Source organism: Streptomyces sp. NBC_00158 (assembly GCF_045160885.1).
In the GTDB taxonomy this organism is placed as follows: domain Bacteria; phylum Actinomycetota; class Actinomycetes; order Streptomycetales; family Streptomycetaceae; genus Streptomyces.
Map to the genome: position 1 here is coordinate 754,790 of NZ_CP108161.1, position 24,593 is coordinate 779,382.

General features: G+C 74.6%; 24 protein-coding genes. 13 read left to right on the forward strand and 11 right to left on the reverse strand.

Going from position 1 to position 24,593, the window contains the following annotated elements:
* The first annotated feature begins 5 nt into the window (after positions 1-5).
* From OG553_RS03325 to OG553_RS03360, 8 genes are read left to right on the forward strand one after another with little or no spacing between them, the layout of a single operon-like run.
* Positions 6-839: an isocitrate lyase/phosphoenolpyruvate mutase family protein gene (locus OG553_RS03325; RefSeq protein ID WP_405977506.1), complete on the forward strand. Its 834-nt coding sequence runs from the start codon at positions 6-8 to the stop codon at positions 837-839.
* A gap of 41 nt (positions 840-880) precedes the next feature.
* Positions 881-2,260, forward strand: a complete 1,380-nt coding sequence (locus tag OG553_RS03330; RefSeq protein WP_405977507.1) for an LLM class flavin-dependent oxidoreductase — start codon at positions 881-883, stop codon at positions 2,258-2,260.
* 6 nt (positions 2,261-2,266) lie between these two features.
* Positions 2,267-3,064: a class I SAM-dependent methyltransferase gene (locus OG553_RS03335; RefSeq protein ID WP_405977508.1), complete on the forward strand. Its 798-nt coding sequence runs from the start codon at positions 2,267-2,269 to the stop codon at positions 3,062-3,064.
* Complete coding sequence (locus OG553_RS03340) at positions 3,057-3,530, forward strand: GNAT family N-acetyltransferase (RefSeq protein WP_405977509.1); 474 nt, start codon at positions 3,057-3,059, stop codon at positions 3,528-3,530. Before OG553_RS03335 ends, OG553_RS03340 begins: the two co-directional genes overlap by 8 nt.
* The gene (locus OG553_RS03345; protein WP_405977510.1) at positions 3,518-4,711 is read left to right on the forward strand and encodes an acetyl-CoA carboxylase biotin carboxylase subunit family protein; all 1,194 of its coding nucleotides are present in this window, start codon (positions 3,518-3,520) and stop codon (positions 4,709-4,711) included. The genes OG553_RS03340 and OG553_RS03345 overlap by 13 nt, the downstream gene beginning before the upstream one ends.
* Positions 4,704-5,951 carry an acetyl-CoA carboxylase biotin carboxylase subunit family protein gene (locus tag OG553_RS03350; protein WP_405977511.1) on the forward strand — a complete coding sequence of 416 codons (1,248 nt, stop codon included), beginning with the start codon at positions 4,704-4,706 and terminating at the stop codon, positions 5,949-5,951. Before OG553_RS03345 ends, OG553_RS03350 begins: the two co-directional genes overlap by 8 nt.
* A 33-nt stretch (positions 5,952-5,984) precedes the next feature.
* Positions 5,985-7,247 carry an MFS transporter gene (locus OG553_RS03355; RefSeq protein ID WP_405977512.1) on the forward strand — a complete coding sequence of 421 codons (1,263 nt, stop codon included), beginning with the start codon at positions 5,985-5,987 and terminating at the stop codon, positions 7,245-7,247.
* 47 nt (positions 7,248-7,294) lie between these two features.
* The gene (locus OG553_RS03360; protein ID WP_405977513.1) at positions 7,295-8,314 is read left to right on the forward strand and encodes a hypothetical protein; all 1,020 of its coding nucleotides are present in this window, start codon (positions 7,295-7,297) and stop codon (positions 8,312-8,314) included.
* A gap of 76 nt (positions 8,315-8,390) precedes the next feature.
* Here the strand turns inward: OG553_RS03360 and OG553_RS03365 are convergent, their stop codons facing one another.
* On the reverse strand, positions 8,391-8,834 hold the full coding sequence (locus OG553_RS03365) for a helix-turn-helix transcriptional regulator (RefSeq protein WP_405977514.1): 444 nt from the start codon (positions 8,832-8,834) through the stop codon (positions 8,391-8,393).
* 411 nt (positions 8,835-9,245) lie between these two features.
* Between OG553_RS03365 and OG553_RS03370 the strand changes: the two genes are divergently transcribed.
* Complete coding sequence (locus OG553_RS03370) at positions 9,246-12,419, forward strand: ATP-binding protein (protein WP_405977515.1); 3,174 nt, start codon at positions 9,246-9,248, stop codon at positions 12,417-12,419.
* On the opposite strand, the gene OG553_RS03375 is transcribed toward OG553_RS03370, so the two are convergent.
* The 9 genes from OG553_RS03375 to OG553_RS03415 all read right to left on the reverse strand — a co-directional run bounded on the left by OG553_RS03375 (position 12,412) and on the right by OG553_RS03415 (position 20,551).
* Positions 12,412-12,606 (reverse strand): hypothetical protein, encoded by a 195-nt coding sequence (locus OG553_RS03375; RefSeq protein WP_405977516.1) that lies wholly within the window; start codon positions 12,604-12,606, stop codon positions 12,412-12,414. The genes OG553_RS03370 and OG553_RS03375 overlap by 8 nt on opposite strands.
* A 21-nt stretch (positions 12,607-12,627) precedes the next feature.
* Complete coding sequence (locus tag OG553_RS03380; protein WP_405982938.1) at positions 12,628-13,248, reverse strand: arylsulfatase; 621 nt, start codon at positions 13,246-13,248, stop codon at positions 12,628-12,630.
* Positions 13,242-13,583 (reverse strand): GNAT family N-acetyltransferase, encoded by a 342-nt coding sequence (locus OG553_RS03385; RefSeq protein ID WP_405977517.1) that lies wholly within the window; start codon positions 13,581-13,583, stop codon positions 13,242-13,244. Before OG553_RS03385 ends, OG553_RS03380 begins: the two co-directional genes overlap by 7 nt.
* Positions 13,584-13,601: 18 nt before the next feature.
* Positions 13,602-14,021, reverse strand: a complete 420-nt coding sequence (panD, locus tag OG553_RS03390) for an aspartate 1-decarboxylase (protein ID WP_405977518.1) — start codon at positions 14,019-14,021, stop codon at positions 13,602-13,604.
* A gap of 66 nt (positions 14,022-14,087) precedes the next feature.
* Complete coding sequence (locus OG553_RS03395; protein ID WP_405977519.1) at positions 14,088-15,455, reverse strand: chloride channel protein; 1,368 nt, start codon at positions 15,453-15,455, stop codon at positions 14,088-14,090.
* A gap of 75 nt (positions 15,456-15,530) precedes the next feature.
* Complete coding sequence (locus OG553_RS03400; protein WP_405977520.1) at positions 15,531-16,214, reverse strand: GAP family protein; 684 nt, start codon at positions 16,212-16,214, stop codon at positions 15,531-15,533.
* 27 nt (positions 16,215-16,241) lie between these two features.
* Positions 16,242-18,080 (reverse strand): glycoside hydrolase family 15 protein, encoded by a 1,839-nt coding sequence (locus OG553_RS03405; RefSeq protein WP_405977521.1) that lies wholly within the window; start codon positions 18,078-18,080, stop codon positions 16,242-16,244.
* A 48-nt stretch (positions 18,081-18,128) separates the two neighbouring features.
* Positions 18,129-18,962, reverse strand: coding sequence for a class II glutamine amidotransferase (locus OG553_RS03410; RefSeq protein ID WP_405977522.1), 834 nt, complete (start codon positions 18,960-18,962; stop codon positions 18,129-18,131).
* Positions 18,963-19,297: 335 nt separating this feature from the next.
* A complete protein-coding gene (locus OG553_RS03415; RefSeq protein ID WP_405977523.1) occupies positions 19,298-20,551 on the reverse strand; it encodes a DUF2254 family protein in 1,254 nt (417 codons plus the stop codon).
* Positions 20,552-20,807: 256 nt separating this feature from the next.
* Here OG553_RS03415 and OG553_RS03420 point away from each other — a divergent pair, with 256 nt between their 5' ends.
* From OG553_RS03420 to OG553_RS03435, 4 genes are all read left to right on the forward strand, one after another.
* Positions 20,808-20,978 carry a hypothetical protein gene (locus OG553_RS03420; RefSeq protein WP_405977524.1) on the forward strand — a complete coding sequence of 57 codons (171 nt, stop codon included), beginning with the start codon at positions 20,808-20,810 and terminating at the stop codon, positions 20,976-20,978.
* A 38-nt stretch (positions 20,979-21,016) separates the two neighbouring features.
* A complete protein-coding gene (locus OG553_RS03425; RefSeq protein WP_405977525.1) occupies positions 21,017-21,394 on the forward strand; it encodes a PadR family transcriptional regulator in 378 nt (125 codons plus the stop codon).
* 103 nt (positions 21,395-21,497) lie between these two features.
* Entirely contained in the window at positions 21,498-23,009 is a 1,512-nt protein-coding gene (locus tag OG553_RS03430; RefSeq protein WP_405977526.1) for a PAS domain-containing protein, read from the forward strand.
* Entirely contained in the window at positions 23,006-23,308 is a 303-nt protein-coding gene (locus OG553_RS03435) for a hypothetical protein (protein ID WP_405977527.1), read from the forward strand. Before OG553_RS03430 ends, OG553_RS03435 begins: the two co-directional genes overlap by 4 nt.
* Before the next feature lie 30 nt (positions 23,309-23,338).
* Here OG553_RS03435 and OG553_RS03440 read toward each other — a convergent pair whose 3' ends face one another.
* Positions 23,339-24,496 carry a PP2C family protein-serine/threonine phosphatase gene (locus OG553_RS03440; protein ID WP_405977528.1) on the reverse strand — a complete coding sequence of 386 codons (1,158 nt, stop codon included), beginning with the start codon at positions 24,494-24,496 and terminating at the stop codon, positions 23,339-23,341.
* Between the last annotated feature and the right edge of the window lie 97 nt (positions 24,497-24,593).

Sequence of the window (24,593 nt, forward strand, 5' to 3'; positions counted from 1 at the left end):
ACATCATGAACAAGCGGGCCATGCTGCGCGAGGCCATCGCCCGGGACGGCGAACTGTCCCTGGCCGCCGGCGCCCACGACGGACTGAGCGCGCGCCTCGCCCAGCGCAGCGGCTTCCAGGTGCTGTGGGCCAGCGGGCTGGGCATCTCCGCCTCGCACGCGGTACCCGACGAGAGCATCCTGACGATGACCGAGTTCCTGGCCGCGGCACGCGTCATGAACGACGCCACCGACCTGCCGGTGCTCGCCGACTGCGACACGGGGTTCGGCGACGCCCGGAACGTGGCGCGCATGGTGGAGCAGTACGAGCGGGCCGGCATCGCGGGGGTCTGCGTCGAGGACAAGGTGTTCCCCAAGCGGAACTCGCTCGGCGACGGGTCGCAGCACCAGGAGACCGTGGAGGGCTTCGCCCACAAGATCCGGGTGGCGAAGAAGGCGCAGCGCACCCAGGACTTCGTCTTCGTCGCGCGCATCGAGACCTTCATCGCCGGGGGTTCGAAGCAGGACGCGGTCGAGCGGGCCGACGCGTACGTGGAGGCGGGTGCGGACGCGGTGCTCATCCACTCCAAGTCCCGTGACGGCGGCGAGATCCTGGACTTCGGACGGAGCTGGGGGCGGACCGACGTGCCCCTGATCGCCGTGCCGACGACCTACCCGGAGGTGGACGCCGCGCAGCTGCGCGGGGCGGGCTTCTCGCTGGCCGTGTACGCCAACCAGGCGCTGCGGGCCTCGATCACGGCGATGGCGCAGAGCTTCGCGCACATCTCGCGGCACGGGTCGACGCGGGGGCTGGAGGAGGAGATCGCCGGGCTGCGCGAGGTCTTCCAGCTCCAGGGCTGACCGCCGACCCCTCCCCCCTCACGAAAGGAGTACGTGCCCTCATGAGCGAGTCACACCGGCGCCGACTGGTGCTGGGCGCCTACCTGTCGTACGGGACGGGCCACCACGCCGCCGCCTGGCGGCATCCCGACGCGGTGGCGGACGGCGCGCAGAACATCGACCACTACGTCGCCCTGGCGCGGACCGCCGAACGCGGACTGTTCGACTTCATGTTCCTGTCGGACACCCCGTCGGTGTTCAACGACGACCGCGAGGGATACGGGAGCCGGGTGGTCGTCTTCGAGCCGATGACGCTGCTGTCGGCGCTCGCGATGAAGACCACCCACCTCGGGCTGGTGGCCACGGCGTCGACGACGTACAAGGAGCCGTACAACGTCGCCCGCGAGTTCGCCTCGCTCGACCTGCTCAGCGGCGGGCGGGCCGGCTGGAACATGGTGACCTCGTCCAAGAGCCAGGCGGCCGGGAACTTCGGGCTGGACGAGCATCCCGAGCACGGCGACCGCTACCGGCGGGCCACCGAGTTCTTCGACGTCGTCACCGGGCTGTGGGACAGCTGGGACGACGACGCCTTCCCGCGCGACAAGGGGCGCGGGGTGTTCTACGACCCGGCCCGCCGGCACGCTCTGGGCCACGAGGGCGCGCACTTCGGGGTCCGCGGCGAGCTGAACGTGTCCCGGCCGCCGCAGGGGCACCCGCTGGTGGTGCAGGCCGGGTCCTCGCAGGAGGGCATGGAGCTGGCGGCGCGGACCGCCGAGGCCGTGTTCACCGCCCAGCCGGACCTGGCGGCGGCGGTGGAGTTCCGCCGGGACCTGCGGCGGCGGGCGGCGGCGTACGACCGGGTGAACCGGGACGTGCTGGTGATGCCTGGCCTGTGCCCGTTCACCGGCGCCACGGACGAGGAGGCCCGGGAGAAGTTCGAGCGGCTGCAGCGGCTCGTCCACCCCCGGCTGGGCGTGGCCATGCTCTCGGACCTGGTGGGCGGCTTCGACCTGTCCGGCCACGACGTGGACGGCCCGCTGCCCCCGCTGCCGCCCTCCAACGGCAACCGGAGCCGGCGCCGGCTCATCGAGAAGCTCGCGGCCGAGGGGCTCACCATCCGCGGGCTCTACGAGCGGCTGACCGTCGCCCGGGGACACCTGGTGCTGGTGGGCTCCTACCGGCGGGTGGCGCGGACGATGGCGCGGTGGCTGGAGGCCGGCGCCGCCGACGGCTTCAACATCATGCCCCCGCACCTCCCGGGCGGACTCGACGAGTTCGTCGACCACGTCGTGCCCGAGCTGCAGGAACTGGGCGTGTACAAGGACCGCTACGCGCAGGGCACCCTGCGCGAGAAGCTCGGCCTGCGGCGCCCGCCCTCGCGCCACGTGCCCGGAGCCCCGGCTCCCGGGCAGGACAGCCCTTCGGACCACGGAGACAGGTGACCTCGTATGGACATGGACACGGACAAGCAGAAGTTCGACACCCTCGCCGACGACTACGACCGGCACCGCCCCCGCTATCCCGCCGCCCTGCTCCAGGAGCTCGCCGGTCCGTCGGCCGGGCGGCCCGGACTCCACGTCGTGGACGCGGGGGCGGGCACCGGCATCGCCCTGGAGGGCCTCGTCCCGATCCTCGGCGACGGCGCCCGCTACGAGGCCGTCGACCTGTCGCCGGACATGGTGGCCCGGGGCCGGGCCAAGTTCCCGTCGGTGGCCTGGACGGTCGGGCCGGCCGAGCCCTTCCTGGAGCGGGCGCGGGAGGTGGACCTGGTCGTGGCCGCCCAGTCCTTCCAGTGGATGGACCGGCCGCGGTTCCTGCGCGCGGCGCTCGGCTGCCTGAACCCCGGCGGCCGGGTCGCGATCATCCAGAACAACCGGGACTTCGGGGCCAGCCCCTTCCTGGACGCGTACGAGACCCTGCTGGAGGAGCTGAGCCCCGGCTACGGCCGGCACTACCGGGCCTTCGACTTCGCCGCCGAACTGCGCGAGGTGTTCGGCCCGGCCGGCGGCACCGTCGAGGTGCGGACCGCCGACTGGACGACGACGGTGGCGGCCGGTGACTTCGTCGGCATGGCGAAGTCCTCCACCCAGGTGCAGCGCGGCATCGAGGCCCACGGGGACCTGCTGCTCGACCTGCTGCGGGACCTCGTACGACGGCACACCGACGAGCAGGGCTCGCTGGTGATCCCCTACCACAGCGAGCTCTTCACGGCGCGCACCGCGCCCGCCGCCCAGAGTCGTGGGTGACGCGTCCGGCCCGAAGGTGGCGGCGGCGGGCCCGTCGGACGTGCCGGGGATCCTGGCCGTCCTGGCCGCCGCCTACGCCCCCTACGCGGAGGAGTTCCGGCCGACCGCGCTCGGCCGGACGGCCGGGGCGGTGCGCGGCGAGCTCCCCCACTGGCTGGTGGCCCGCGCCGGCGGGCGGGCCGTCGGCTGCGTCCTGCAGTACCCCGAGGACGGCTCCTACACGTTCTGCTTCCTCGCGACCGAACCCGGGCTGCGCGGCCGCGGCATCGGTTCGGCGCTGGTCGACGCGGTCGTCCGGCGGGCCGCGGCGGCCGGCTGCCGGGAGGTCCGGATCGCGCTGCGCACCAGTCTGGCGGCCAACACCGCCTTCTTCACCAAGCGGGGATTCCGGCGCGTGGCGCCGTTCCGGCCGGACACCCACGACCTCTACGAACGGAAGCTGGAGGCTGGACCATGGGCACCGTGATCGTCCTCGGATACCGGAAGGGCATCGCCGAGGCGGTGGCCCGGCGCGGCCTGGACGCCTTCCACGTGGTGGTGAAGGAGAAGGGGGCACTGGCCGGCACCCCCTTCGCCCGGGTCGCGGACCTGGAGGACGCGCAGGAGGTCCTGCGGGTGGTGGCGGGTGCCGCACCGGACGGGGTCGTCGGTGTGGTGACGGGCCACGAGCAGGGCGTCTTCTCCGCGGCCCTGCTGCGGGAGCACCTGGGGCTGCCGGGCGACCGGGACTGGGCCCGGACCCTGCGGTTCCGGGACAAGTACCTCCAGAAGGCCGCCCTGCCGCCCGGCGTGGGGCGGGCCCGCTGCGCGTACGTCGGCCCGGACGCGGGGTACGGAGAGCTGGCGGAGCTGCTGGGCAGCCCGTTCGTCCTCAAGCCCGCGAACGGCGCGGGCTCGGTGGGGGCGGCGGCGGTCGCCTCGGAGGCGGAGTTCGCCCGGCACCTGGACCGGGGTCCGGGGCCCGGGGGGCGCTCCGGGCGCGGGCGGGCCGACGCGGCGTGGGTCGCGGAGTCCTTCGTGGGCGGGCGGGAGTTCAACGTCGACGGGGTCTGGTCCGGGGGCCGGCTGCTGTGGTGTGCGGTGGCCCGGTTCCACGAGCGGCCCATGGCCACCAACACCGGTGCCGTACTGGCCTCGCAGGTCCTCTCGCGGGAGGGGAACGGCCCGTTCGTCCGCCGGGCGGCGCGGCTGGCCGAACGGGCGCTGGGCGGGCTGGGAGCCCCCGACTGCGTCTTCCACCTGGAGGCCTTCGAGGACGGCGGCGACCTGGTGTTCGGCGAGTGCGCGATCCGCACCCCCGGCGCCCACCACCCCGAGATCGTCCGGCTGACCCACGGGGTCGACCTGTACGACCTCACGGTGGGCCTGGCCCTGGGGGAGGACCCGGCCGCGCTGCTGGAGCCGAAGCGGCCCGAGGCGTACTTCGGGTACGTCTACCTGCGGCACTTCCCGGGGGTGGAGCTGACCCGGGCGGACTTCGAGGAGCACTTCGACTTCCACGAACTCCACTACCCGGACGGGCCCGCGGCCGCCCGGACCGGTTCGTACGGGCGGGCGGGCCACGCCCTCGTGTCCGCCCCCGACGACGCCCGGCTGGGCGAACTCGTCCGCCGGATCGTCGCGTTCAACGAGACCGGCCGTGTCTGAGGCCCGCGCCCGCACGCGCGCCCTGGTCCTCAGCACCGGCAAACCGCTCTTCGACGCGGCGCGGGCCGCCTTCGCCGAGGGGACCGAGTACCTCGACCTGTCCGTGTGCCCGGCCGGGGAGCAGCCCTCCGCGGCGGCGCTGACCGTGCCGTCCTTCGACCACGACCGCGAGACCCTCGGCATCGTCGACCGGATCATGGCGAGGACGCCGTTCCGGTACGTCCTGGCCACCTCCGAGAGCAACGTCGCGTTCGCCGCGTTCCTGCGCAGCAGGTACGGGCTGCCCGGGCTGGACTTCGAATCGGCCCTGGGGGTGACCAACAAGTGGCGCATGAAGGCGTCCGTCGGGCGGGCCCTGCCGGCGCCGCGCTCCTGGCTGTCCGGCGACTTCGCCGTCGCGCCCCTCGGTTCCCTGCCGCGGGAGGTGGTCGTCAAACCGCTGTCCGGCTCCTCCGGCAAGGGGGTGCGGCGGCTGCCCGCGTGGGAGGCGCGCCGGCTCGCCGTGGAGGCGGACGGGCTGTTCCTCGTCGAGGAGGCCGTCGAGGTGGACGCGGAGCTGCACGTGGACGGGGTGGTGCGCGGCGGGGTGCTGCGCGCGGCGCTCGCGTCGGCGTACGACCGGCCGGTGCTGAGCGCCGCCGGGACGACCCGGGCCAGTCTGCACCTGCCGCCGGGCGATCCCCGGCAGGGACCCGCGCTCCGGGCGGCCGGACGCTGCGTCGCCGCGCTGGGCGTCGCCGACTGCGTGTTCCACCTGGAGCTGTTCCGGGAGGCCGGCGGCGGGCTGCTGTTCAACGAGATCGCCCTGCGCCCGGCCGGGGGCGGGGTCGCCGAGTCGCTGCTCCTGTTCCACGGGGTGGACCTGTGGGAGGAGTTCGTACGGATCCAGCTGGGCAGGCCGCCGGGCGAGGGCGCGCGGGGTACCGCCGGTCCGGGCGGGCCCGGTCCCGGTCCCGGTCGGGGTGCTGCCGGGGCGGGCGGTGCCGGTCCCGGCGGGTTCTGCGGGGTGATCGGGGTGGCCGCGCCCGTCCCCGGCGACGGGCGGCGCGTCCCCGGGGACCGCGAGCTGCTGGCGGTGCCGGGCGTCGTACGGGTCTCCGCGGGCAGCTCGCGGGCCGCCGCCCGGGCCCGGCTGGGCAGTTCCTGCGCCTTCTCCCGGCTGGCCTTCTTCTCGTGCCCCGACGAGGCGGCCGCGCACGCCGCCGTGGCCGGCGTCGACCGGCTCACCGCCGCCCGCTGACCCGCGACCACCCCACCCGAGAGGCCGTTGCCCATGCCGCCCTCCCCCGAGCCGCCGCCGCGGCTGCTCGATCCGCCCCCGTCCGCTCGGGCGCGCCGCCCCTCGCGCCCGCTGTTCGGCCTGTTCTTCGCCCTGTCCTCCTTCGCCGAGGGCGGGCAGGCGGTGGTGCTGCTCTGGCTGACGTACGAACTGGCCGGCAGCGCCTTCCTCATCGGGGTCATGGTGGTCCTCGGCTACCTCCCCGCGGCGGTGCTGGGGCTGCTGCTGCGGAAGTCCGCGGACCGGGGGCGGGCCGGCCTGATCGCGCGGGGCACCAACTCGGTGCTGTCCCTGGTGTCGGTGCTCCTGGCCGTACAGCAGCTCACCTCCGGCGGCAGTGCGGCGCTGTCCATCACCGTGATCGCCGTGAGCCAGGTCGTGCTGTCCGTCGCGAAGATGTTCAACAAGGCGGCCCTGAACCGGCTGGTGCGGGGGGCCTTCGAGCGGGAGGTGGCCAAGCGCCTGCTGGCGGCCTCGCAGTCGGCCTCGCTGGCCGGGCAGGTCTGCGGCGCGGGCCTGGCCGGGGTGGTGCTCGCCCAGGGCTGGATCACCCAGGGGCTGTTGTGCGCGGCGCTGGCGTACGCCGCGAGCGCGGGCGCGCTGGCCCTCGGCACCCGGGGGTACGAGGACCGCGCGCGGCCGCGGCCCCGGCCGGAGCCGTGTCCCGGCGGGCCGGGCGGGGACGGGGAACCGGAGCCGGTGCCGCTGCGGTGGACCCCCGCACTGGTGGGCGTACTCGTGTTCTCGGTGCCCGGCAGCGGTGCGCTGCAGTTCCTCAACACGGTCCTGGTGCCGCTGGCGGGCACCGTGGCGCCCGGACGGCCGTCCTACTACGCCCTGTTGAACATCGTGACGATCGCCGGGGGGTTCCTGGCGGGGGTGCTGCTGTCGACCGGCGGCGTCTCCTCCCGGCGGGTGCTCGGCCGGGCCCTGCCGGTGACGGCGGTCCTGGCGCTCGCGCTGGCGCTGGTGGACACCGCCGCCGTGGTGGCGGTGGTCGCGTTCGGGCTCTCCCTGGCCGTCACCTGTCACGTGATCTGCATGCAGGTGCTGACGAACCAGGTGCCGGACGACCACGAGGTGGGGCAGTTCGCGGTGGTCCGCAACGTGGTGGCTTCGCTGACGAAGGCCGCGTTCTCGTTCGGGGCGGGGGCGCTGGCCGGGGCGTTCGGGGTGGGCGTCGCCTTCCTCGTGCTGGCGTGCTGTACGGCGCTGTTCGCGGTGGTGTGGCTGGTGCGGCGGCCGGAGTGGGCGTGAGGCCGGCCGTGTCGGGCCGGCAGGTGTCTTCCGAGGGAGAGGGTGGCATGGAGTTCGAAGGCGGGGGCGTACGCGCCGGGTTCGCGGCCTGGCTGCGTTCGCGGCGCGGGAGGCTCGTGACGGGTGGCGGCGGGGCCGGCGGGGCGGAGGCGCTGCGGGCGCTCGGGCTGGACGATGCCGGGCTGGACGCGTTCGCGCGGGCGCCGCGCGTCCTGGTCAGCCTGCCGCACGCGAGCCCGAACGTGTTCTTCCCCCGGGTCGGGGTCTCCTGGTACGTGCGCCACCTCCAGCGCGCCGACCCGTCCGCCTTCCACCTGCGGGTCGCCCTGACGCACGTGAACTTCTCGGACCTCGGATGGCGGCCGTACGCCTGGTGGTTCCTGGACCGGGACGGCGCGCTGGCCCGGGAGACCCTGTTCACCCGCGACAAGAAGGCCAAGCACGTGGCCGTCGCGGGGCGGCCGCCGATGCGCGGCGTACCGGAGCGGGCGGTCGGCGCGGACCGGGAGGCGGCCTCTCTGGCCCTGCGCGGGGCCGACCGCGCGCTCTCGTACCTGCTGCTGATGTCCGCCGTGGAGCGGGCGGCCGGGCTCGCGGTGCCGGGCCGGACGCTCTACCTGCCGCTGGACCTGCTCGTCGCGTACTTCCGGGGTGGGCCGGGGGGCTGGCCGGCCGCCCTGTTCGGGCTGCGGACGGGGGCCAGGAGGCTCGACGGGACGGGCCGGCTCGTGGAGTGCGAGCGGGCGGAAGAGGCGTTCGTCCTCGACAACTCCTCCAACATCGCGCTGCTTTCGGCGCTCGGGTGCGCGGGGGTGGTGGGCGGGGCGAAGATGGCCGGCTACTGGGGGGAGATCGAGGAGCGCGTCGCGGGCGCGGGCCGGCTGAGCGGCGTCCCGGTACCGGCCCCCGGGCTGCTGCGGCTCCCCGAGGGCGTCGCGTACGAGGACTTCGTACGTCCCTCGGCGCGGCTCGCGGCGGAGCTGGCGGCCGCCGGCATCGGGTACTCGCAGGGGATGGCGGTGGCCGGCCACGGCGCGTTCGCCGAGGAGGCGGACCCCTTCCGCTGAGCGCCCGGCCGGCCGGCGGTTCGCGGCGGCCCGTCAGTCGCGCCGGAGGTTCGCGCCGGAGGTTCGCGGCGGCCCGTCAGTCGCGGCCGAACACCATCGCCGCCCTGACCAGTTCCGCCTTGTTGCCCAGGGCGAGTTTGGCGCGGACGCGTTTGACGTAGGTGTCCACGGTGTGGCGGCTGATGCCGAGGCGGCGGGCCGCCTGGTCGTGCGTCAGCCCGTCGGCGACCAGCCGCAGCACCTGCCGCTCGCGGGCCGACAGGGCGGCCGCCGCCCTGTCCCCCGGCCGGGCCGGGGTCCGGGCGCCCAGCGCCGCCAGGTGCACGGCGGCGGCCAGGGCCGCCGGTTCCGAGCGTTCGGGCAGGCAGGCGGTGACCCCCGGGGCGGGCTGCCCGGTGACGGCCCCGGAGAGCAGCAGGACGCAGGCGGCGGTGGGCGCTCCCGCCCCGGCCCGCGTCCCGGCCGGGGAGTCCGGTTCGGGGGGCCGGTCGGTGACCAGCACGTCGAAACGTACGGGCAAGGGCAGCGGAACACGCGGTGGAGCGTCATCTTCCGCGTTCAGCACGTGCACCCGCATGTCGGGGAATTCGGACAACGCGTGACCGACCGCCCACGCGATCAACGGGTGTTCATGCATCACACCGACGTCATACATCGTGACCTCACCTGTCGTTCGGGGAGAGGCGATCATGCACCGCGCCCCTTGCCGTCACCTGTCCTCCCGGCCGCCACTCCTTGCCGTCCGCTGACCGTCCCCTTGCCGTCCGCTTGCCGTCTCCTTGCCCTCCCCTGGTCGTGCGCTGGCGGGATATGGCGGTCGATCTCCGTACGGACACTGCGCCGTGCCAAGATCACAACCGGATGGTCCGGGCATTTCGTCCGCCCGCAGCCTCCGGCAGGCGGCCGCAAGCGCGAGAACGGTTGGGACGGCATGGACGCAACTCGGGCCCCTGAGCGGCCGTTCATACCGGAACCGGCCCGGCCCTCCGGGCTCCTGCTGCGCGTCATGGGGCCCATGTCCGTACGGCACGGCGGGGAGGACCTCCCGCTCGGCCCCCCGCGCCGGCGCGCGCTGCTCGCGCTGCTCCTCGTACGCCTGGGCAGGGTCGTCCCGACCGAGCAGCTCGTCGAGGAGCTGTGGGGGGACGAACCGCCCCGGCAGCCCGTCGCCGCGCTGCAGAGCCACGTCTCCCACCTGCGGCGCGTCCTGGACCCGGCCGCCGCCGCTCCGGGCGGCGGGTCGGTCCTGCGCCACCTCGCCCCCGGCTACGTCCTGCGGCTGCGCCCCGAACAGGTGGACGTCGGCCGCTTCGAGCAGCTGGTGTCGTCCGGGCGCCGGTCCCTGGACCACGGCGAGCACCGCTCCGCGCGGCTCCGGCTCGGCGAGGCGCTGGAGCTGTGGCGGGGGCACCCGTACGGCGAGTTCGGCACCCGTCCGCAGCTCGGCGACGAGGGCGCACGGCTGGAGCAGGTCAGGCTGACGGCCGTGGAGTGGCACGCCGAGGCCGGGCTCGCCCTCGGCGCGGCCGAGGAGGTCGCGGCCGGCCTCGGCCAGGAGGCCGCCCTGCACCCGGCGCGGGAACGCCTGGTCGGCCACCTGATGACGGCCCTCTCCCGGCTCGGGCGGCAGGCCGAGGCCCTCGAACTGTACGAGCGCACCCGCACCCACCTGGCCGTCGAGTTCGGCGTGGACACCGCGCCCGGACTCCAGCGCGTCCGCGACGCCATCCTGCGCCAGGAGCTCGGCGACGGGCCGCCGGCGGCCGAACCCGTCTCCGCCGCACCGGCCGTCCCCTCCCCTTCCCCCTTCGCGGGGCGGGACCGGGAACTGGACCGGCTGGGCGCCGCCGCCGTGGGCGCGCTCACCAGCCACGGGCACGTGGCCTGCGTCCTCGGCCCGGCCGGCGTGGGCAAGACCCGGCTGCTGCTGGAGCTGGCCCCGCGCCTCGAAGCCGTGGCGGGCAACCCGGAAGTGGTCTGGAGCCACTGCTTCCAGGGCGAGGGCGTACCACCGTACTGGCTGTGGACCCAGGTGCTGCGCCGCCTCTCGGCCACCCGGCCGGACGCCTTCCGCGCGGCGGCGGAGCCCTTCGGCGCCCTGCTGGCCCCGCTCATGCCCGAACGCTCGCGGCCCGCCGCCGGGCGGGGGCCCGACGCCGACTGGACCCAGGCCCGGTTCCTGACCCACGACGCGGTGAGCGAGGTGCTGCTCACGCTGGCCGCCCGGCGGCCCCTCGTCCTGCTGCTGGAGGACCTGCACTGGGCCGACCCCGCCTCACTGGAGCTGCTGCGGCTGCTGGCCGTGCGCCGCCAGGGCAACCCGCTCGGCATCGTGCTGACCGCCCGCGACGCCGAGGCCGAGGCCGACGCCGCCCTGCGCCGCGCCCTCGCCGAGACCCTCCGTGGCCCCGGTACGGAGACCCTGCGGCTCGGCGGCCTGTCCCGGGGCGCCGTCGCCGCCCTGGTGGAGGCGCAGGCCGGACCCGGGGTGCGGACGGAGGTGGTCGAGGCGCTGCACCGGCGCAGCGAGGGCAACCCGTACTTCGTGATGCAGCTGCTGTCCCTGCTCGGCGGCGACGTACGGCGGCTGCACGGCGCGGGCGCCGCCGACGTGTTCCTCGCCGGAATCCCCATGGGCGTGCGCGAGGCGCTGTGCCAGCGGTTCACCGCGCTGCCGGAGCCGGTGCTGGGGGTGCTGCGGCTCTGCGCGGTCATGGGCACCGAGGTCGACACCGACCTGCTGCACCGCACCGCGGCCGCGGACCTACCGGTGGCGACCGGCCTCGACGCGGCCGTCCGTGCCGGGCTGCTCGAAGCGGACCCGCACGCCCCGGACCGGCTGCGCTTCGCGCACGCGCTCGTCCAGGAGACCCTCCTGGACGAGCTCCCGCACGGGGAGCGCGTACGGCTGCACGCCCGCGTCGCCGCGGGGCTGAGCGCGCGGGGGCACGGGCAGATGGGGGACGAGGAGACCGAGCGCCTCGCCCACCACAGCTGGCACGCCGAGGAGGCGCTGCCGGCCTCCGAGGTCCTCCCCCGGCTGCTGCGCGCCGCCGAGCGGGCCGAGCAGCGCCTCGCGTACGAGCAGGTCGAGACGTGGCTGCGGCGGGCCGTCGGGGTGACCGGGCGGCTGCCGGACGGCGACGCCGCCACCCCGGCCCTGGAGCAGCGGCTGCACGTCCAGCTCGGCCAGGTGCTGGCCATCACCCGCGGGTACGGCGACGCCGAGGCGGAGGCACTGCTGGGCCGCGGCCGTGCACTCGGCGCCGTGACGCGCACCCCGGAGGACCCGTCGGTGCTGTGGGCGCTGTGCGCGTCCCGGCTGGTCACCGGGCGGTACGACGACTCCCGCCGGTTCTCCGGCCTGCTGCGCACGATCGCCGGCCGGACCGGGCACCCGGTGGCGGTGCTCGGCGCGGCGTACGGGGAGGGCATCGTGCTGCACGTGCGGGGCCGGCTGGCGGAAGCGCTCGCCGAGCTGGAGGCGGCGGTGGAGGCCGCCGACCGCTTCGCGGGCGAGGGCCGTTCCCTCGCCCGGACCTTCCAGCACGACCCGCGCGTCTCGTGCCGTTCGTACGACGCCTTCACGCACTGGCTCGCCGGCGACCGGGCGACCGCCACCGAGCGGCGGCGGCAGCTGCTCCGCCTGACCGCGTACGAGAGCCGGCCGTCCGACCGGGCCTTCGCGCTCTACGTGGACGCGGTGCTGGCCGCCTGGGAGGGTGACGTCGCCTCCGCCCTGGACTGCGGCGGCGAGGGCGCGCGGCTGGCCGACGAGCACGGCCTGCGGTACTGGAAGGCCATGCTGCGCCTCCCGGAGGGCTGGGCCATGACGCACTCGGGGCGGGAGGCGGAGGGCCTCGCCCTGATGCGGTCCGCCCTGGCCGCGCTGCGCCCCTCCCGGACCCGCCTGAGGCTCCCGCTGCACCTGGGCCTGCTGGGACAGGCCCAGCACCACGCGGGCCTGCGGGAGGAGGCGCGCGGCACGCTGCGCGAGATGCTGGCGGTCGTCGAGCACCGCCGCGAGCACGCCTACCTGAGCCCCGCCCTGCCGTCGACGCGGTTGCTGCGCGACCTGCTGGGGCCGGCCGGGCCCGTCAGCTGAGCGGGCCGGGCTGCGGGATCGGCGCGGGCCCGGGCGGCGGGGGCACCGGGTCGGGCTCGGGGAACGGCGGCGGCACGGGCGGCACGGGGCGCGGCACGGGCCCGGGGTCGGGCAGCGGGGGGAACGGGCCGGGGACGGGGTCAGGCTCGGGCACGGGCGGCTGCGTCTGCTCAAGGTTTCGCACCATAAGGCCCACCTTCCCCCGATCTCAGCCGGTACGCCCCTCGGCGACGGCGGCGGCCAGCCCCAGCGCGGGACTGCCCAGCACGGGAATCCGCGTCCGCACCAGCCCGACGGCCCCGGCCATGGAAGCCTGGGCCAGCACGATCACATCGGCCCCGGTCACCCGGTCGGCGGCGCGGGCCACGGCACGGAGGTACGCGCCCTCGTCCCCTGCCTCGAACATCTCCCAGGCGCCGGGCACCACCAGGCCCCGCACCTCCTCGGCCCCCTCCTCGGCGAGCAGCTCCGCACTCGGCCCGAGGGTCGACTCCAGGGCGGCCAGAACGACGACCCGCGGCCCGGTCCCCACGGCCCGTGCCGCCATGGCCCGGTCCACGCGCAGGACGGGAAACCCGAGCTCCCGCTGGAGCGACTCGGCAACGCCCCCGATGGTCGAACAGGTCACCAGCACGGGCCCCCCGACCCCCGCGAGCACCTCCCGCACCTCGCCCCGTACGCCCTCGGCCCCCACGGCCCGGGCCTGTTCCAGCAGCCCGGGCCGCACCACGTGCCGCAGCGCGACCCCCGGATGATCCCGCTCCGCCAGGGCGTCGAAGACGGGCACGTGCACGGGAGACGTGTGCAGCAGCGTCAGCCGGTTCACCAGAGGTCCGCGTCCTGCTCCAACTGCGCCCTTGCGGCCTCGACGACGGCCCCCGGCGCCGCGGGCGCCCGATCTGGGTGCTTCGCGGCCCACGCGGCGGCGTAGGGACAGAGCGGCACAACGGCCACGCCCTCCCCCTCGGCCATCGCGTAGAACCCTTCGACGAGCTCCCCGCCGATCCCCCGACCCTCGTGCCCGGGCTCGACGACGGTGTGCACCGCCACCAGGGCGTGGGGCTCCGCGGCGAGCACGAAGTACGCGATGAATCCGACCACCCTGCGGTCCTCGACGGCCAGCAGCCGCCCGGCCTTCCGCTCGTCCACCAGCTCGATCGCCACGGCCCCGCTCCCTACAGCTCAGACAGCCACCGAATGCGGGCTGCGCTCCTGATCCGTACCCGGCACGGGCGCGGAAGGATCCGCCCCCAGTTCCACGATCCGGTTGTCCCCGTCGACGTGCACGACGCGCGGCACGAGCGCACGCGCCTCGGCGTCCTCCACCTGCGCGTAGCTGATGAGGATCACCAGGTCCCCGGGATGCACGAGATGCGCGGCGGCCCCGTTGATCCCGATCACCCCGGACCCCCGCTCGCCCTCGATGACGTACGTCTCGAGCCGCGCCCCGTTGGTGATGTCCACGATGTGGACGAGCTCCCCGGGCAGCAGATCGGCGGCGTCGAGCAGATCGGCATCGACGGTCACGGACCCGACGTAGTGCAGGTCGGCCTGCGTCACGGTGGCCCGGTGGATCTTGGACTTGAACATGGTGCGAAGCATGAAGAACTCCCGAAAAATGTCTGCTCCCTGCCCGCGTCACGCGGGTCAAGGGCGATCCCCGGGAGCCTACAACGCTTCTCCTTCCCGGTCAGCTCCTCCTGGCTCGTTCAGTGCCGGGCCGGCGGGCAGCAGTTCGGTGGTGACGAAGGCGACCACCGCCGCGAGGATGACGATCGGCATCATGGCGGAGCTGCCCAGCAGCAGCACCACGAGGACCACGCTGCTGACCGGCAGCCGCAGGGTGGCGGCCGTGGCCGCGGCCATGCCCGCCGCCATGGCCGGTACCAGGCCCAGACCGGGCAGGGGTGCCAGGAGGGCTCCGGCCGCGGCGCCGAGGAAGAGGGCGGGGAAGACGGGGCCGCCGCGCAGGCTGCCCAGGCAGAGGGTGTACGCGGCCCCTTTGAGCAGCATGACGGCGAGCAGTGCGCCCACGCCCCAGGCCTGCGGGTCGGCCGCCAGCCGCGCCAGGGTCGTCTGGCCGGACGACGCGACGTCCGCGGGGGTGCGGCCGGTGATCAGGGAGTAGAGGGCCGCGCAGGCCGCAGCCGCTACGGCGCACAGGACGGTGCGGTGGAGCACGCCGCCCGTGACGTACGCGGCGACGCGTCGGGCCGCCGTCAGGACAGGGTGCAGGAGGACGGCCAGGGCGAGGGCCAGGGGTACCGTCCACAGCACGTCCGCCGCGTCCGGACGGGGGACGGGAGCGGACAGCGTGAGGCTGAGGCTGCCCGTCTCCAGCCCGGTCCAGCGTCCGAAGCCGGTGAAGACCAGGGCCCCCACTCCACTGGAGAGCAGGGCGGGCAGCATGACCGAGAACAGCTGCGGCCCGCCGACGCCGGCCACCTCGATCAGGAGTACGGCCGCGATCAGCGGGTTGCCGAAGATCGCCGCGATGGCGGCGGCGGCGCCGGCCGCGCCCAGCAGCGCGGCGCTCTGCGGGGTCGCTGGAGCGCGTGTGAGGTCGCGGAAGAGCAGGGCCAGACCGCCGCCCAGGGCGATCAGCGGTGCCTCCGGTCCCAGAACGGCGCCGAAGGGCAGGCTCGCGGCGCCGGCGAGGAGGACGCCCGGCAGCGAGGCCGGCGGAGTCCCGCCGGCGTGGAGGCCGGACGCGGGGGCCTGTCCGCCGGCGCCGGGCAGGTGTCCTGCGACCAGACCGACGATCAGTCCCGATACCAGGAGCAGGGGGAGCGCCCACCACCACGGCGGGGCGTCCCGGCCCAGCCGGTGCGGGAGGTCCGCCCACAAGAGGTGCTCCAGTTCGTGGAGTCCCACGAGGAACCAGAACGCCACCAGCGAGACCGGGACGCCGATGAGGGCGGCGAAGCCGAGCGCCTTGAGGTAGCCGGGCGCGCGGAGTATCTCGCGCAGCCGGTCGGCCTCCTGCGGCTGCTGACCGCCGCCGGGTCCCGCGGGCCGGGCTCCGGGCTCTGTCATGGCTCGCCTGCTTCCTAGCCCGTGGCCGGGCTTCTCGGGACCGCCGCCGAGGGCGCGGCGGCACGGGGTCGCGGGTCAACTGGTCAGTTGGTAGAGGCTCCTGCCGACGAGCCACAGGCCGAGGGCGAGGCAGGTGACGACGATCGCCGGCTCCTTGTGCCGTTCCAGCCACGCGCGCAGGCGCAGCAGGGAGTGCCGGGCCCGCTCGGGTGAGAACACGATGTGCAGCTCCATGGCCAGCAGGGTGGAGGTGGCCAGGAGGCAGAAGGCCGTGAGCGCCAGGAAGGAGGCGGTGTGGGAGAGGTCGGCGCGCACGACGGTGGCGGCAGCGGCACCGACCATCCCCCATGGCTGGAGGAGCACGGCGAGGGCCGCCGCGGACCCTCCCGTGATGTTCTCCGTCCGGGAGGCCGAGGCCGTGGACGGGGCCGGAGCCGCGGGGAGTCGTGGGTCCGGCGTGGTCCGGCGGTTCCGGCGGTTCCGGCGGCGCCTGTGCTCGCCGTACACGGCCAGCCCCGCACCGATGACCAGGGTGGCCACGAGTGCCGCGACGGACGGCGGTGAGCGGGGCGGTGGCGGCTCCCCGTCGGTGAGGAGGAGGACGATCGCCATCACGGTCACGAGGCACGCCAGCCAGGCGAGGATGAACACCAGCCCCTTCCGGATCCCCTGACGCGCGGACACGACCAGCACGAAGGCCATGACGGGCAGGGGGAACAGCGTGACCGCCAGGCCGATGAGGAGCAGGTCGAGCACCATGGCGACGCGGTCCCGGGCGAGCGGGCGCTAGGAGGCGCCCGTGCCGCGGTCGAGTTCGGCGTCGAGGGCGAGGGCCGCGGTGATGAGCGCCAGGTGGGTGAAGGCCTGGGGGAAGTTGCCGAGTTGTTCGCCGGTGAGGCCGACCTCCTCGGCGAAGAGCCCGACGTGGTTGGCGTAGGTCAGCATCTTGTCGAAGGCGTAGCGGGCCTGATGGCGGCGGCCGGCCTTGGCGAGGGCGTAGACGTACAGGAAGGTGCACAGCGAGAAGGTGCCCTCGGAGCCCTGGAGGCCGTCCGGGGAGGCCGCCGGATCGTAGCGGTAGACGAGGCTGTCGGAAACGAGTTCGGCGTCCATGGCGTCGAGGGTGGAGAGCCAGCGCGGGTCCTTGGGGGTGATGAAGCCGACCAGGGGCATGAGGAGCAGGGAGGCGTCCAGGACGGTGTTGTCGTACTGCTGGACGAACGCCTGCCGCTCCGTGCTCCAGCCGAGGGTCATGACCTGCTCCAGGATCGCGTCCCGCGTGGCGGTCCAGCGGGTCAGGTCGCCGGGGCGGGCGGTGGCCGTGGCCTGGCGGATGCCGCGGTCGAGGGCGACCCAGCACATGAGGCGGCTGTAGGTGAAGTCCTTGCGACCGCCCCTGGTCTCCCAGATGCCCTCGTCGGGACGGTCCCAGTTCTCGCACAGCCAGTCCAGCAGGGCGGCACACCGCTGCCAGTCGTCGAAGCCCACCACGTCGTCGGCCCGGCCGCTCTGGGACAGTCCGTGGACCGCCTCGCCGTAGATGTCCATCTGCAGCTGGTCCGCGGCGCCGTTGCCCGCGCGCACGGGAGCGGAGCCCCGCCATCCCTCCAGGTGGCCGAGGACCTCTTCGCTCAGGTACGGGTCCCCGTCGACCCGGTACATGATCTGCAGGGGTTCGCCGTTGGGGGCTCCGCCGTCCCTCAACCGCTGCATCAGCCAATTCCGGAAGGCGTGTGACTCCTCGGTGAAGCCGAGGTCGCGCATGGCACGCAGTGCGAGGGAGGCGTCCCGGATCCAGGTGTAGCGGTAGTCCCAGTTCCGCTCGCCCCCTTCCTGCTCGGGCAGGCCCATGGTGGCGGCGGCGATCGGCGCCCCGGTGGGGGCGTACGTCATCAGCTTGAGGGTGATCGCGGAGCGGTTGACCATCTGCTGCCAGCGGCCGCGGTAGGTGCAGCGCCCGATCCAGCCGTGCCAGAACTCGCGCACGGCGTCGAACGCCGACGTCATGTCACCCGGGGTCACGGGAGGCGGAACCTCGCCGTCCGCGTCGCAGACCGTCAGCAGGACGGCCGCGCGTTCGCCCTCGGACAGGGTCACGGCCGCCCGCACGTCCGTCTCGTCGGCCTCCAGGGCCACGGGGCCCAGGGCCTGCAGGTGCGCGGTGATGCCGGGTCCGTCAAAGCGGGCGGTGGCCCCGTCGCACGTGAGGTCGTGGGTCGCCCGGCCGTAGTCGAAGCGCGGCCGGCACTCCAGGACGAAGCGCACGGTCCCGCGCACCACCCGCATGACGCGCACCACTTGGTGCCGGTCGGTGGCGGTGTGCGGCTCGTGGACGGGCATGAAGTCGACGACCTCGCCGACGCCTTCGGGGGTGAGGGAGCGGGTGATGAGGACCGCGGTATCGGCCATGTACAGCTGGCGGGTGACGACTTCGGCGTCGCGGGCGGTGTCGGTCGTGATGGCGAAGTGGCCGCCGCGGTCGTCGTCGAGCAGGCTCGCGAAGACGCTGGGCGAGTCGAAGCGCGGTGAGCAGAACCAGTTCAGCACTCCCTCGGACGAGACGAGGGCACAGGTCTGGAGGTCCCCGATCAGACCGTGTTCGGCGATCGGCGGGTAGGGGCGCATCGGCCCTCCACAAGGGTTCCGGGAGCTGCCGGGTGGATCACGGCCGTGTCATGCGGGCACCGGGGCGAAGGGGTGCATCGCGTCGGCGCCCGGCTGGACGACCCCGTAGGTGCTCTCCGGCACCTCGTTCCACGCACCGGGCAGATCACCGAGGGGCTCGGACACGATCAGGCGGGTCTCCTCGGAGATCTCCCGCAGGAACGCGACGTCGGGGTGCAGCCTGCGCAGTGCGTCCACCCGGCTGCTGTAGAACAGCGAGCGGGACGTGTGCGCGCTGGAGTAGCGGAAGGCCCAGATGCTCTGGCCGTCGGTGATGGCCAGCGTCATCTGGAGCGGGAACTCCACTCCGTGGTCACGCCCGGCGCGTTCCACCGCTCCCGCCATCCGGGCCACGGCGGCCGGCGGGTCCTGGTCCAGGCCGAAGGTGAGGGCCAGGTAGAACATCACCTCCGAGTCGGTCGTCCCCTCGATGTCGGCGTACAGGGCGGGGTCAACGAGAAGGGTGAGGTCCCGGCGCATCAGGTGGAACCCGGAGATCGCGCCGTTGTGCATGAACATCCAGCGGCCGTGCCGGAACGGGTGGCAGTTCGACTGCTGCACCGCCGTGCCGGTCGACGCGCGGATGTGGGCGAAGAACAGGGGGGCCCGGACGTGGTCTGCCATCTCCCGCAGATTGCGGTTGTTCCAGGCCGGACCGACGTCCCTGAGGAGGGCCGGCGTGGGGTCGCCCTGCGAGTACCAGCCGACACCGAACCCGTCACCGTTCGTGGTCTCCACGCCGAGCTTGGAGTGCAGGCTCTGGTCGATGAGGGAGTGAGCGGGTTTGTAGAGGATGGTGTCGAGCAGCATGGGCGTCCCCGAATAGGCGAGCCATCGGCACATCTGCGATCACCTGGGTCCTTACGGCACGCCAGGAGGCAACCGCGCTTCCCGGCCTGCTCGGAGTGACGCCGCTCGTCGAGGTCGCGCGTCACCCCTTCGCTGTGACTGCCGTTGCGGGCTGGGGCAGCCCGGGCAGGGATCGCCGCGCATCGCGCGGGCGACATCGTCTGGACCTGGTCCGGCAGACTCCATTCTCGGCCCGCTCCCCGGGGCTCGCCACATGAGGCCCCGTTCGCCCGCCGACCGCGTACGGCCCGACGTGCCCGCACCGCCTGCCCCCGTGACCGGGCACGGGTCCGGGACGTGGGCCACGCCCGCCCCCGGACCGGCGCGCATCAGCCTTCGGTCTCCGACCAGACGGACGGGTACGCCTCGCGGCCGGTTCGCTCGACCCACCGGAGCCGGTCCTCCACCACGGCACGCCGGCACTCGGGGGTCCGCTCCGCCAGCCTTCGCAGCATGTCGCGCATCGCCCGCAACGCCATGGGGGATCCGGCGGCGGCGATGACCACGTCGTCGACGGCGGTGCGGACGTACCGGTCCCAGCCGGGCACCGGGACGCTCACCCGCAGCCGTCCGGCGGGGTCGTGGAACCGGCCGACGTCCAGGTCGCGGCCGGCGAGGCGGGTCAGCAGGTCCTCAAGGCGCTCCAGGGCCTCCACGGCCGTGGCCGGGTCGTTCACCGCCGGGGACAGGGCGCGGAGCGCGATGTCGGCGAGGAGTCTGAACGGCAGTCCGGGGTCCTGGCCGAAGGTCCGCTCGACCCCCGTCGACAGGGCCGCCCGCACGTGCGTCCCTGCCGGGCCTCCCGCCGTCACCTCGGCGAGCACCGTTCCCCCCGACAGGGTCGCACCCGGCGCCACCCGGAAGGCGACCGTGGAGTCGTTCTCCCGCGCGATGTCCACGAGGGCCCGCACGTCGATCCCCTGGAGCACGGCCGGGGGTCCGGCCCACAGGACGACCGTGCCCGCGCCGGCCGCCTCGGCCTGCGGGGCGGCGGTCCCGTCGGGGGTGTGCGGGCGTGGGTACAAGCCGTCGTACAGGCGGTGTGCGCGGTCGGTGATCGCGGTCAGCGCGTGGCCGAGCTGGATCGAGTGGAACGCCTTCATCTGCAGCGTCCGCATCAGGCCGAGCGCCACCAGGGTGAGGATCATGGCGGCGCAGGGGACGAAGGCCGAGACGCTCTCGCGGGTTCCGATGGCCAGGCCGGAGGTGATGCAGAAGACGAACACCCCGACGGTGAAGGCGAACGCCCGCCAGACGATCGGCTCGTCGCGGAACAGGCCGAGGCGGGGTGTGAACGTGTTCGCGGAGAACTGGACGACCAGGAACAGCATCGAGTAGATGATGCTGACCAGGCTGACGACGCCGAAGCCGAGGGTGAACAGCACGCTGACCACCCGCCCGGCTGCCACCGGGGGCCCCGCCGTGACCAGGGGCGCCAGCAGGCCCAGCACCAGCCCGGCGCCCGCGCAGAGCAGTTGGGCCAGGTCCCTGCGCAGGGCGCGCTCGGGCCGCCGGGACAGCCCGCCGCCCCGGCGTCGTTCCCGTGCCGCGGGGCGGGCGGGGCCGTCAGCGGAACCGGGCATCGGGCCTCCTCCGGGGTCGGGTCTCGCGGGTGGCCTCCCGGCGCCGTCCCGGGGACCGCGCCGGGACGGCGGTCTCATGGCGCTCCCCGGGGACGGGCCGGGGCGAAAGGCCTACCGGTCATTGGACACGCGGCGCCGCGGTTCCGCGCGTTCGTGTGCCCGCCTCTCGATCCGCCCACCGGGTGATTCCGCGGGTCCGGGCCGTGCGCCCGGCCGGTCTGCACCGCCCCGCCCCGAGCACACCATCGGGATCCTGATGGAGGCGTACGACCTCACCGCGCGCGAGCAGGAGGTCGCACGGCTCGTCGTCTACGGCATGTCCGACACCGAGATCTCCCACCGGCTCGGCATCCCCCCACCAGCGGCGGCGAGTGACGAACTCCCTTTTCTCGTACGTAAGTTCACATCACCGGATTCTTCTACTTAGGTAGACGGCCCGTCTTCTACCTAAGTAGATTGCCCGCCATGCCGGACGTGAAGCTGACGCTGCACACCCAGACCCTGCTGCGCACCCTCCTCGGCCAGGGCATCGACTCCGGGCAGCGCTCGCTCGTACTCGCCGAGGGGCTGTACGGGCTGGACCTGGCCCGGCGCACCAAACTGCCCAACGGCACGCTGTTCCCCATTCTCGAACGGCTGCGCCAGGCGGGCTGGGTGGAGCGGTACTGGGAGGAGGACGCCATAGCCGAGGGCGAGGGCCGCCCCCGCCGCCGCTTCTACCGCATCAGCCCCAAGGGGGCCGTCCTCGCCCCGCAGGCCCTCGCCGAGGCGAGCGCCGCGGGGTCTGCGCCGGCCCGGCCGGGCATCGCCCGCCCCGGACTGGCCGGGGGCACCGGTGAGTGACCGCGGCAACGGGCGCGTGGCGCCCTTTCTCCTCGCAGCCGCCTGCGCCGGCTATGCGGTGGGTTCCGCCCTGGGCTGGGGCTCTCGGCAACTCACCCTTCTCATGGGTGAGTTCACATTGTGCGCCGCCGCCGCGACCGCCGCCGCGGCCTGCTTCCGCCAGGGACGCAACCGCGACGGCCGTTCCCGGCCCGCCTGGCTGCTGCTCGCTCTGTCGTTCACGATGGCGGCCCTCGGCCACCTGTCCGCCCCGCTCCTCCCGTACTTCGCACCGCCCGCCGTCACGGGCCTCCTCCTCCTGGCCAAACGGCCCGTGACCAGGGCCGGCCGGGTCTGCCTGGCACTCGACGCGTGGCTGGTAGGCGGCTCCTTGTTCGCCCTGTACCGGAGTCTGTCCACGGCCGAAGCCGTCCAGCACACCGCGCTCGCCCCCGCCCGTCCGCTGCTGGGCATCGCCCTCGTGTCGACGGCGCTCGTCCTGCACTTCGGCCGTTCCGGGGCCGCCCGCCCCGCCGCCGTCGCCCTGGCCTCGATCGGGTTGGGCGACCTGCTCGTCACGACACCCCTGCACGACACCGCCTGGTTCGGCGGCCCGCTCCTCATCGCGTACGCGCTCCGGGGCTCCCGGCGTACGGACACGGCCTCGGCTCCTGCCCCGCTGCCCACCCGGACCGGCAGCCGCACGGCCGGTGCCTCGCTGTTGGCGCTCGCGCCGTACCTCGCCTCGGCCGCCGGCATCCTCGGGATCCTCCACGACGTCCTCGACGACGGCCGCGTCGACGGCGCGGCCCTCCTCGCCGGCGTCACCGCCGTCGTCAGCGGCGTGGTCCGGCTGGGGATCACGCTCCTCGACAACATGACCCTCGTCCAGGAGCTGGCCCAGAAGGAGAACCACTTCCGCGCCCTGATCCAGGCCTCCAGCGACGTCATCATGATCGCCGCGCCGAACGGTGTGCTCCGGTACGTCAGCCCCGCCTCCAGCGGGGTCTACGGCCGGGACGCCGAGGAGCTCGTGGGGCAGGAACTGGCCGCGCTGGTCCACCCTGAAGACGTCGGCCACCTGGTGCACGAGGTCCGCCGGTTCCTCGGCCCCGGCGCCGCGGAGGAGCCCACCACGCGCGTGGAATACCGCTTCCGGTCCGGCGACGGCAGCTGGCTCGACGTGGAATCGACCGTCAGCCGCTACCAGGGCGGGCTGATCTTCAACAGCCGGGACGTCACCCCCCGCGTCGGTCTCCCGGGCCGGCTCGTCGGGCGGCCCGACGCGAACCTCCGGGCCCCCGCTCTCGGACTCGCGGCCGAACCCCAGCACGACGACGAAGGCGACGCCGGCGAACCGTCGGACGCCGACGCCGACGCACCCCGGGAGGACATGCTCCCCGCGGGGGCCCGGAGGCCGGCGGGCCACGCGAAGGAGCCGGGCGGCCGGGTGCTCCATCTGGGAGCCCTGCTGCTGCCCGCGGAGGAGCGGGGCGGGTGGCTGGAGGAGCAGAAGGCCATCCTGTCCTACCTCCCGGGACGCCGCGAGCAGTGGAGATGGATCTTCAAGCAGCTGTTCGCCATGCCCAGATTCGCCTACACCGTCCGCAGCGGCCGCGACAAGGAGTCCACATGACCACTCCGCCCCCGCCCTCGCCTCCCCGTCCGGAGCAGCTCCCGGAACCGGCCCCGCGGCCCGTCCCCGTACCGCCCGCCCCCGCGCCGGTGGCCCCCGCCCCCGCACCGCCACCGCCCGACGCGGAGCCGCTGGTCAGCCAGCGGACGGCGCTGGTGCTGCTGATGGCGGCCTTCATCGGGACGGTCGTCGGGGCCCTCACCGGCCTGTCCACGGGCAATGCCGCCGGGGCGCTGCTCGCCGCCCTGACCGGCTTCGGGGCGGCCACCCTGGGCCTGCACAAGCTGATCGGCCGCTGAGGCCGCCGGAGCCGGTGGCGGTGAAGGGGTTCAGCGGCCCTCGGCGTGGTGCCGGTCCACGATGACGAGGGCCACGTCGTCGCCCAGGCGGCTGTGCGTGTGGCGCAGGAGGGCCTGGCGCACGCCCTCCAGGAAGCTCTGGCGGGGGTGGTCGCGCAGCGTCGACATGGTGCCGGCCAGGTCGAAGAAGGCGCTGTCGCGGTCGCGGGCCTCGATGACGCCGTCGGTGTGCAGCAGGAGGCGGTCCCCCGGGGTGAACGGGTAGCGCTCCGCGCACGGCGGGGGGCCGGTGATGAACTCCTCCAGGCCCAGCGGCGGCTGGGGCGTGCCGGGGTTCAGGGGGCGGACCTCGCCGTCGTGGAGGAGCAGCGGCGGGGGGTGGCCGCGGTTGACCACCTCGACGTGCGGGCCGTCCGGGATCTGGGCCACCAGGGCGGTGACGAACCCCTCCAGGAGGGCCTCGTCAGAGGCGTCGGGGTCCTTCGCCGCCCCCGCGCTCGCGAGGGCGGTGTCCCGGCGGAGGGCCGCCGCGCAGTGGTTGACGACCTCCACGAGGTCGTCCTCGTAGTGCACGGACTCCCGGAAGGCGCCCAGCACCACCGCCGCGGCCCGTACGGCGGGCAGTCCCTTGCCCCGGACGTCCCCGACGATCAGGCGGACCCCGTACCGGGTCTGGACGGCGTCGTACAGGTCGCCGCCGATCTGCGCGCCCGTCTCGGCGGCCAGGTACATGCTGGCAGCCCGTACGGGGCCCAGCCGGTCGGGCACCGGGCGCAGCAGCACCTCCTGGGCGGCCGCGGCGATCCGGCGGACCTGGTTGAGCTGGCTCTCCCGGCGCGTGCGGGCGGCGCGGCTCGTGGTGAAGCTGGCCGCCGTGACCAGGGACAGGGCCAGGAAATTGGTATACACCTGTTGGCCGCCCCAGGCCTGGTTGTGGGTGGCGGTGATGACGCTGACGACGACGGCCAGGCCCGCCGCCGCGAGCGTGCCCCCGGGGCCCGTCGTCACCGCCGCGAGGGCGGGCGTGGCGACCAGCAGGGGCCCGGTGTAGATCACGTGCGCGGGCGTGAGCTCGATCAGGAGCACCAGCAGGGCGATCGCGAAGGGCACGCACTGCGCGAGGAGGAAGAGGACCTGGTGGTGACCGCCGGCTCCCGGTCCCGGGGGCGAGCGCGGGGGCGCTCTCATGAGTACAGCCTGCCCCTCCCGGACGCGCCGACGCCACTCCGTGTCCCCGGTGCGCGGGCGGGCGTCGCCCCCGGCCACCCGAAGGGGCCACATCCGG

Coding starts and splice junctions, on each gene's coding strand:
- OG553_RS03355 (WP_405977512.1), top strand. CDS start 5,985: ATGCCGCCCTCCCCCGAGCCGCCGCCGCGGCTGCTCGATCCGCCCCCG.
- OG553_RS03330 (WP_405977507.1), top strand. CDS start 881: ATGAGCGAGTCACACCGGCGCCGACTGGTGCTGGGCGCCTACCTGTCG.
- OG553_RS03325 (WP_405977506.1), top strand. CDS start 6: ATGAACAAGCGGGCCATGCTGCGCGAGGCCATCGCCCGGGACGGCGAA.
- OG553_RS03345 (WP_405977510.1), top strand. CDS start 3,518: ATGGGCACCGTGATCGTCCTCGGATACCGGAAGGGCATCGCCGAGGCG.
- panD (WP_405977518.1), bottom strand. CDS start 14,021: ATGCTTCGCACCATGTTCAAGTCCAAGATCCACCGGGCCACCGTGACG.
- OG553_RS03430 (WP_405977526.1), top strand. CDS start 21,498: ATGGGTGAGTTCACATTGTGCGCCGCCGCCGCGACCGCCGCCGCGGCC.
- OG553_RS03425 (WP_405977525.1), top strand. CDS start 21,017: ATGCCGGACGTGAAGCTGACGCTGCACACCCAGACCCTGCTGCGCACC.
- OG553_RS03360 (WP_405977513.1), top strand. CDS start 7,295: ATGGAGTTCGAAGGCGGGGGCGTACGCGCCGGGTTCGCGGCCTGGCTG.
- OG553_RS03395 (WP_405977519.1), bottom strand. CDS start 15,455: ATGACAGAGCCCGGAGCCCGGCCCGCGGGACCCGGCGGCGGTCAGCAG.
- OG553_RS03335 (WP_405977508.1), top strand. CDS start 2,267: ATGGACATGGACACGGACAAGCAGAAGTTCGACACCCTCGCCGACGAC.
- OG553_RS03375 (WP_405977516.1), bottom strand. CDS start 12,606: ATGGTGCGAAACCTTGAGCAGACGCAGCCGCCCGTGCCCGAGCCTGAC.
- OG553_RS03415 (WP_405977523.1), bottom strand. CDS start 20,551: ATGCCCGGTTCCGCTGACGGCCCCGCCCGCCCCGCGGCACGGGAACGA.
- OG553_RS03435 (WP_405977527.1), top strand. CDS start 23,006: ATGACCACTCCGCCCCCGCCCTCGCCTCCCCGTCCGGAGCAGCTCCCG.
- OG553_RS03370 (WP_405977515.1), top strand. CDS start 9,246: ATGGACGCAACTCGGGCCCCTGAGCGGCCGTTCATACCGGAACCGGCC.
- OG553_RS03400 (WP_405977520.1), bottom strand. CDS start 16,214: ATGGTGCTCGACCTGCTCCTCATCGGCCTGGCGGTCACGCTGTTCCCC.
- OG553_RS03405 (WP_405977521.1), bottom strand. CDS start 18,080: ATGCGCCCCTACCCGCCGATCGCCGAACACGGTCTGATCGGGGACCTC.
- OG553_RS03410 (WP_405977522.1), bottom strand. CDS start 18,962: ATGTGCCGATGGCTCGCCTATTCGGGGACGCCCATGCTGCTCGACACC.
- OG553_RS03420 (WP_405977524.1), top strand. CDS start 20,808: ATGGAGGCGTACGACCTCACCGCGCGCGAGCAGGAGGTCGCACGGCTC.
- OG553_RS03440 (WP_405977528.1), bottom strand. CDS start 24,496: ATGAGAGCGCCCCCGCGCTCGCCCCCGGGACCGGGAGCCGGCGGTCAC.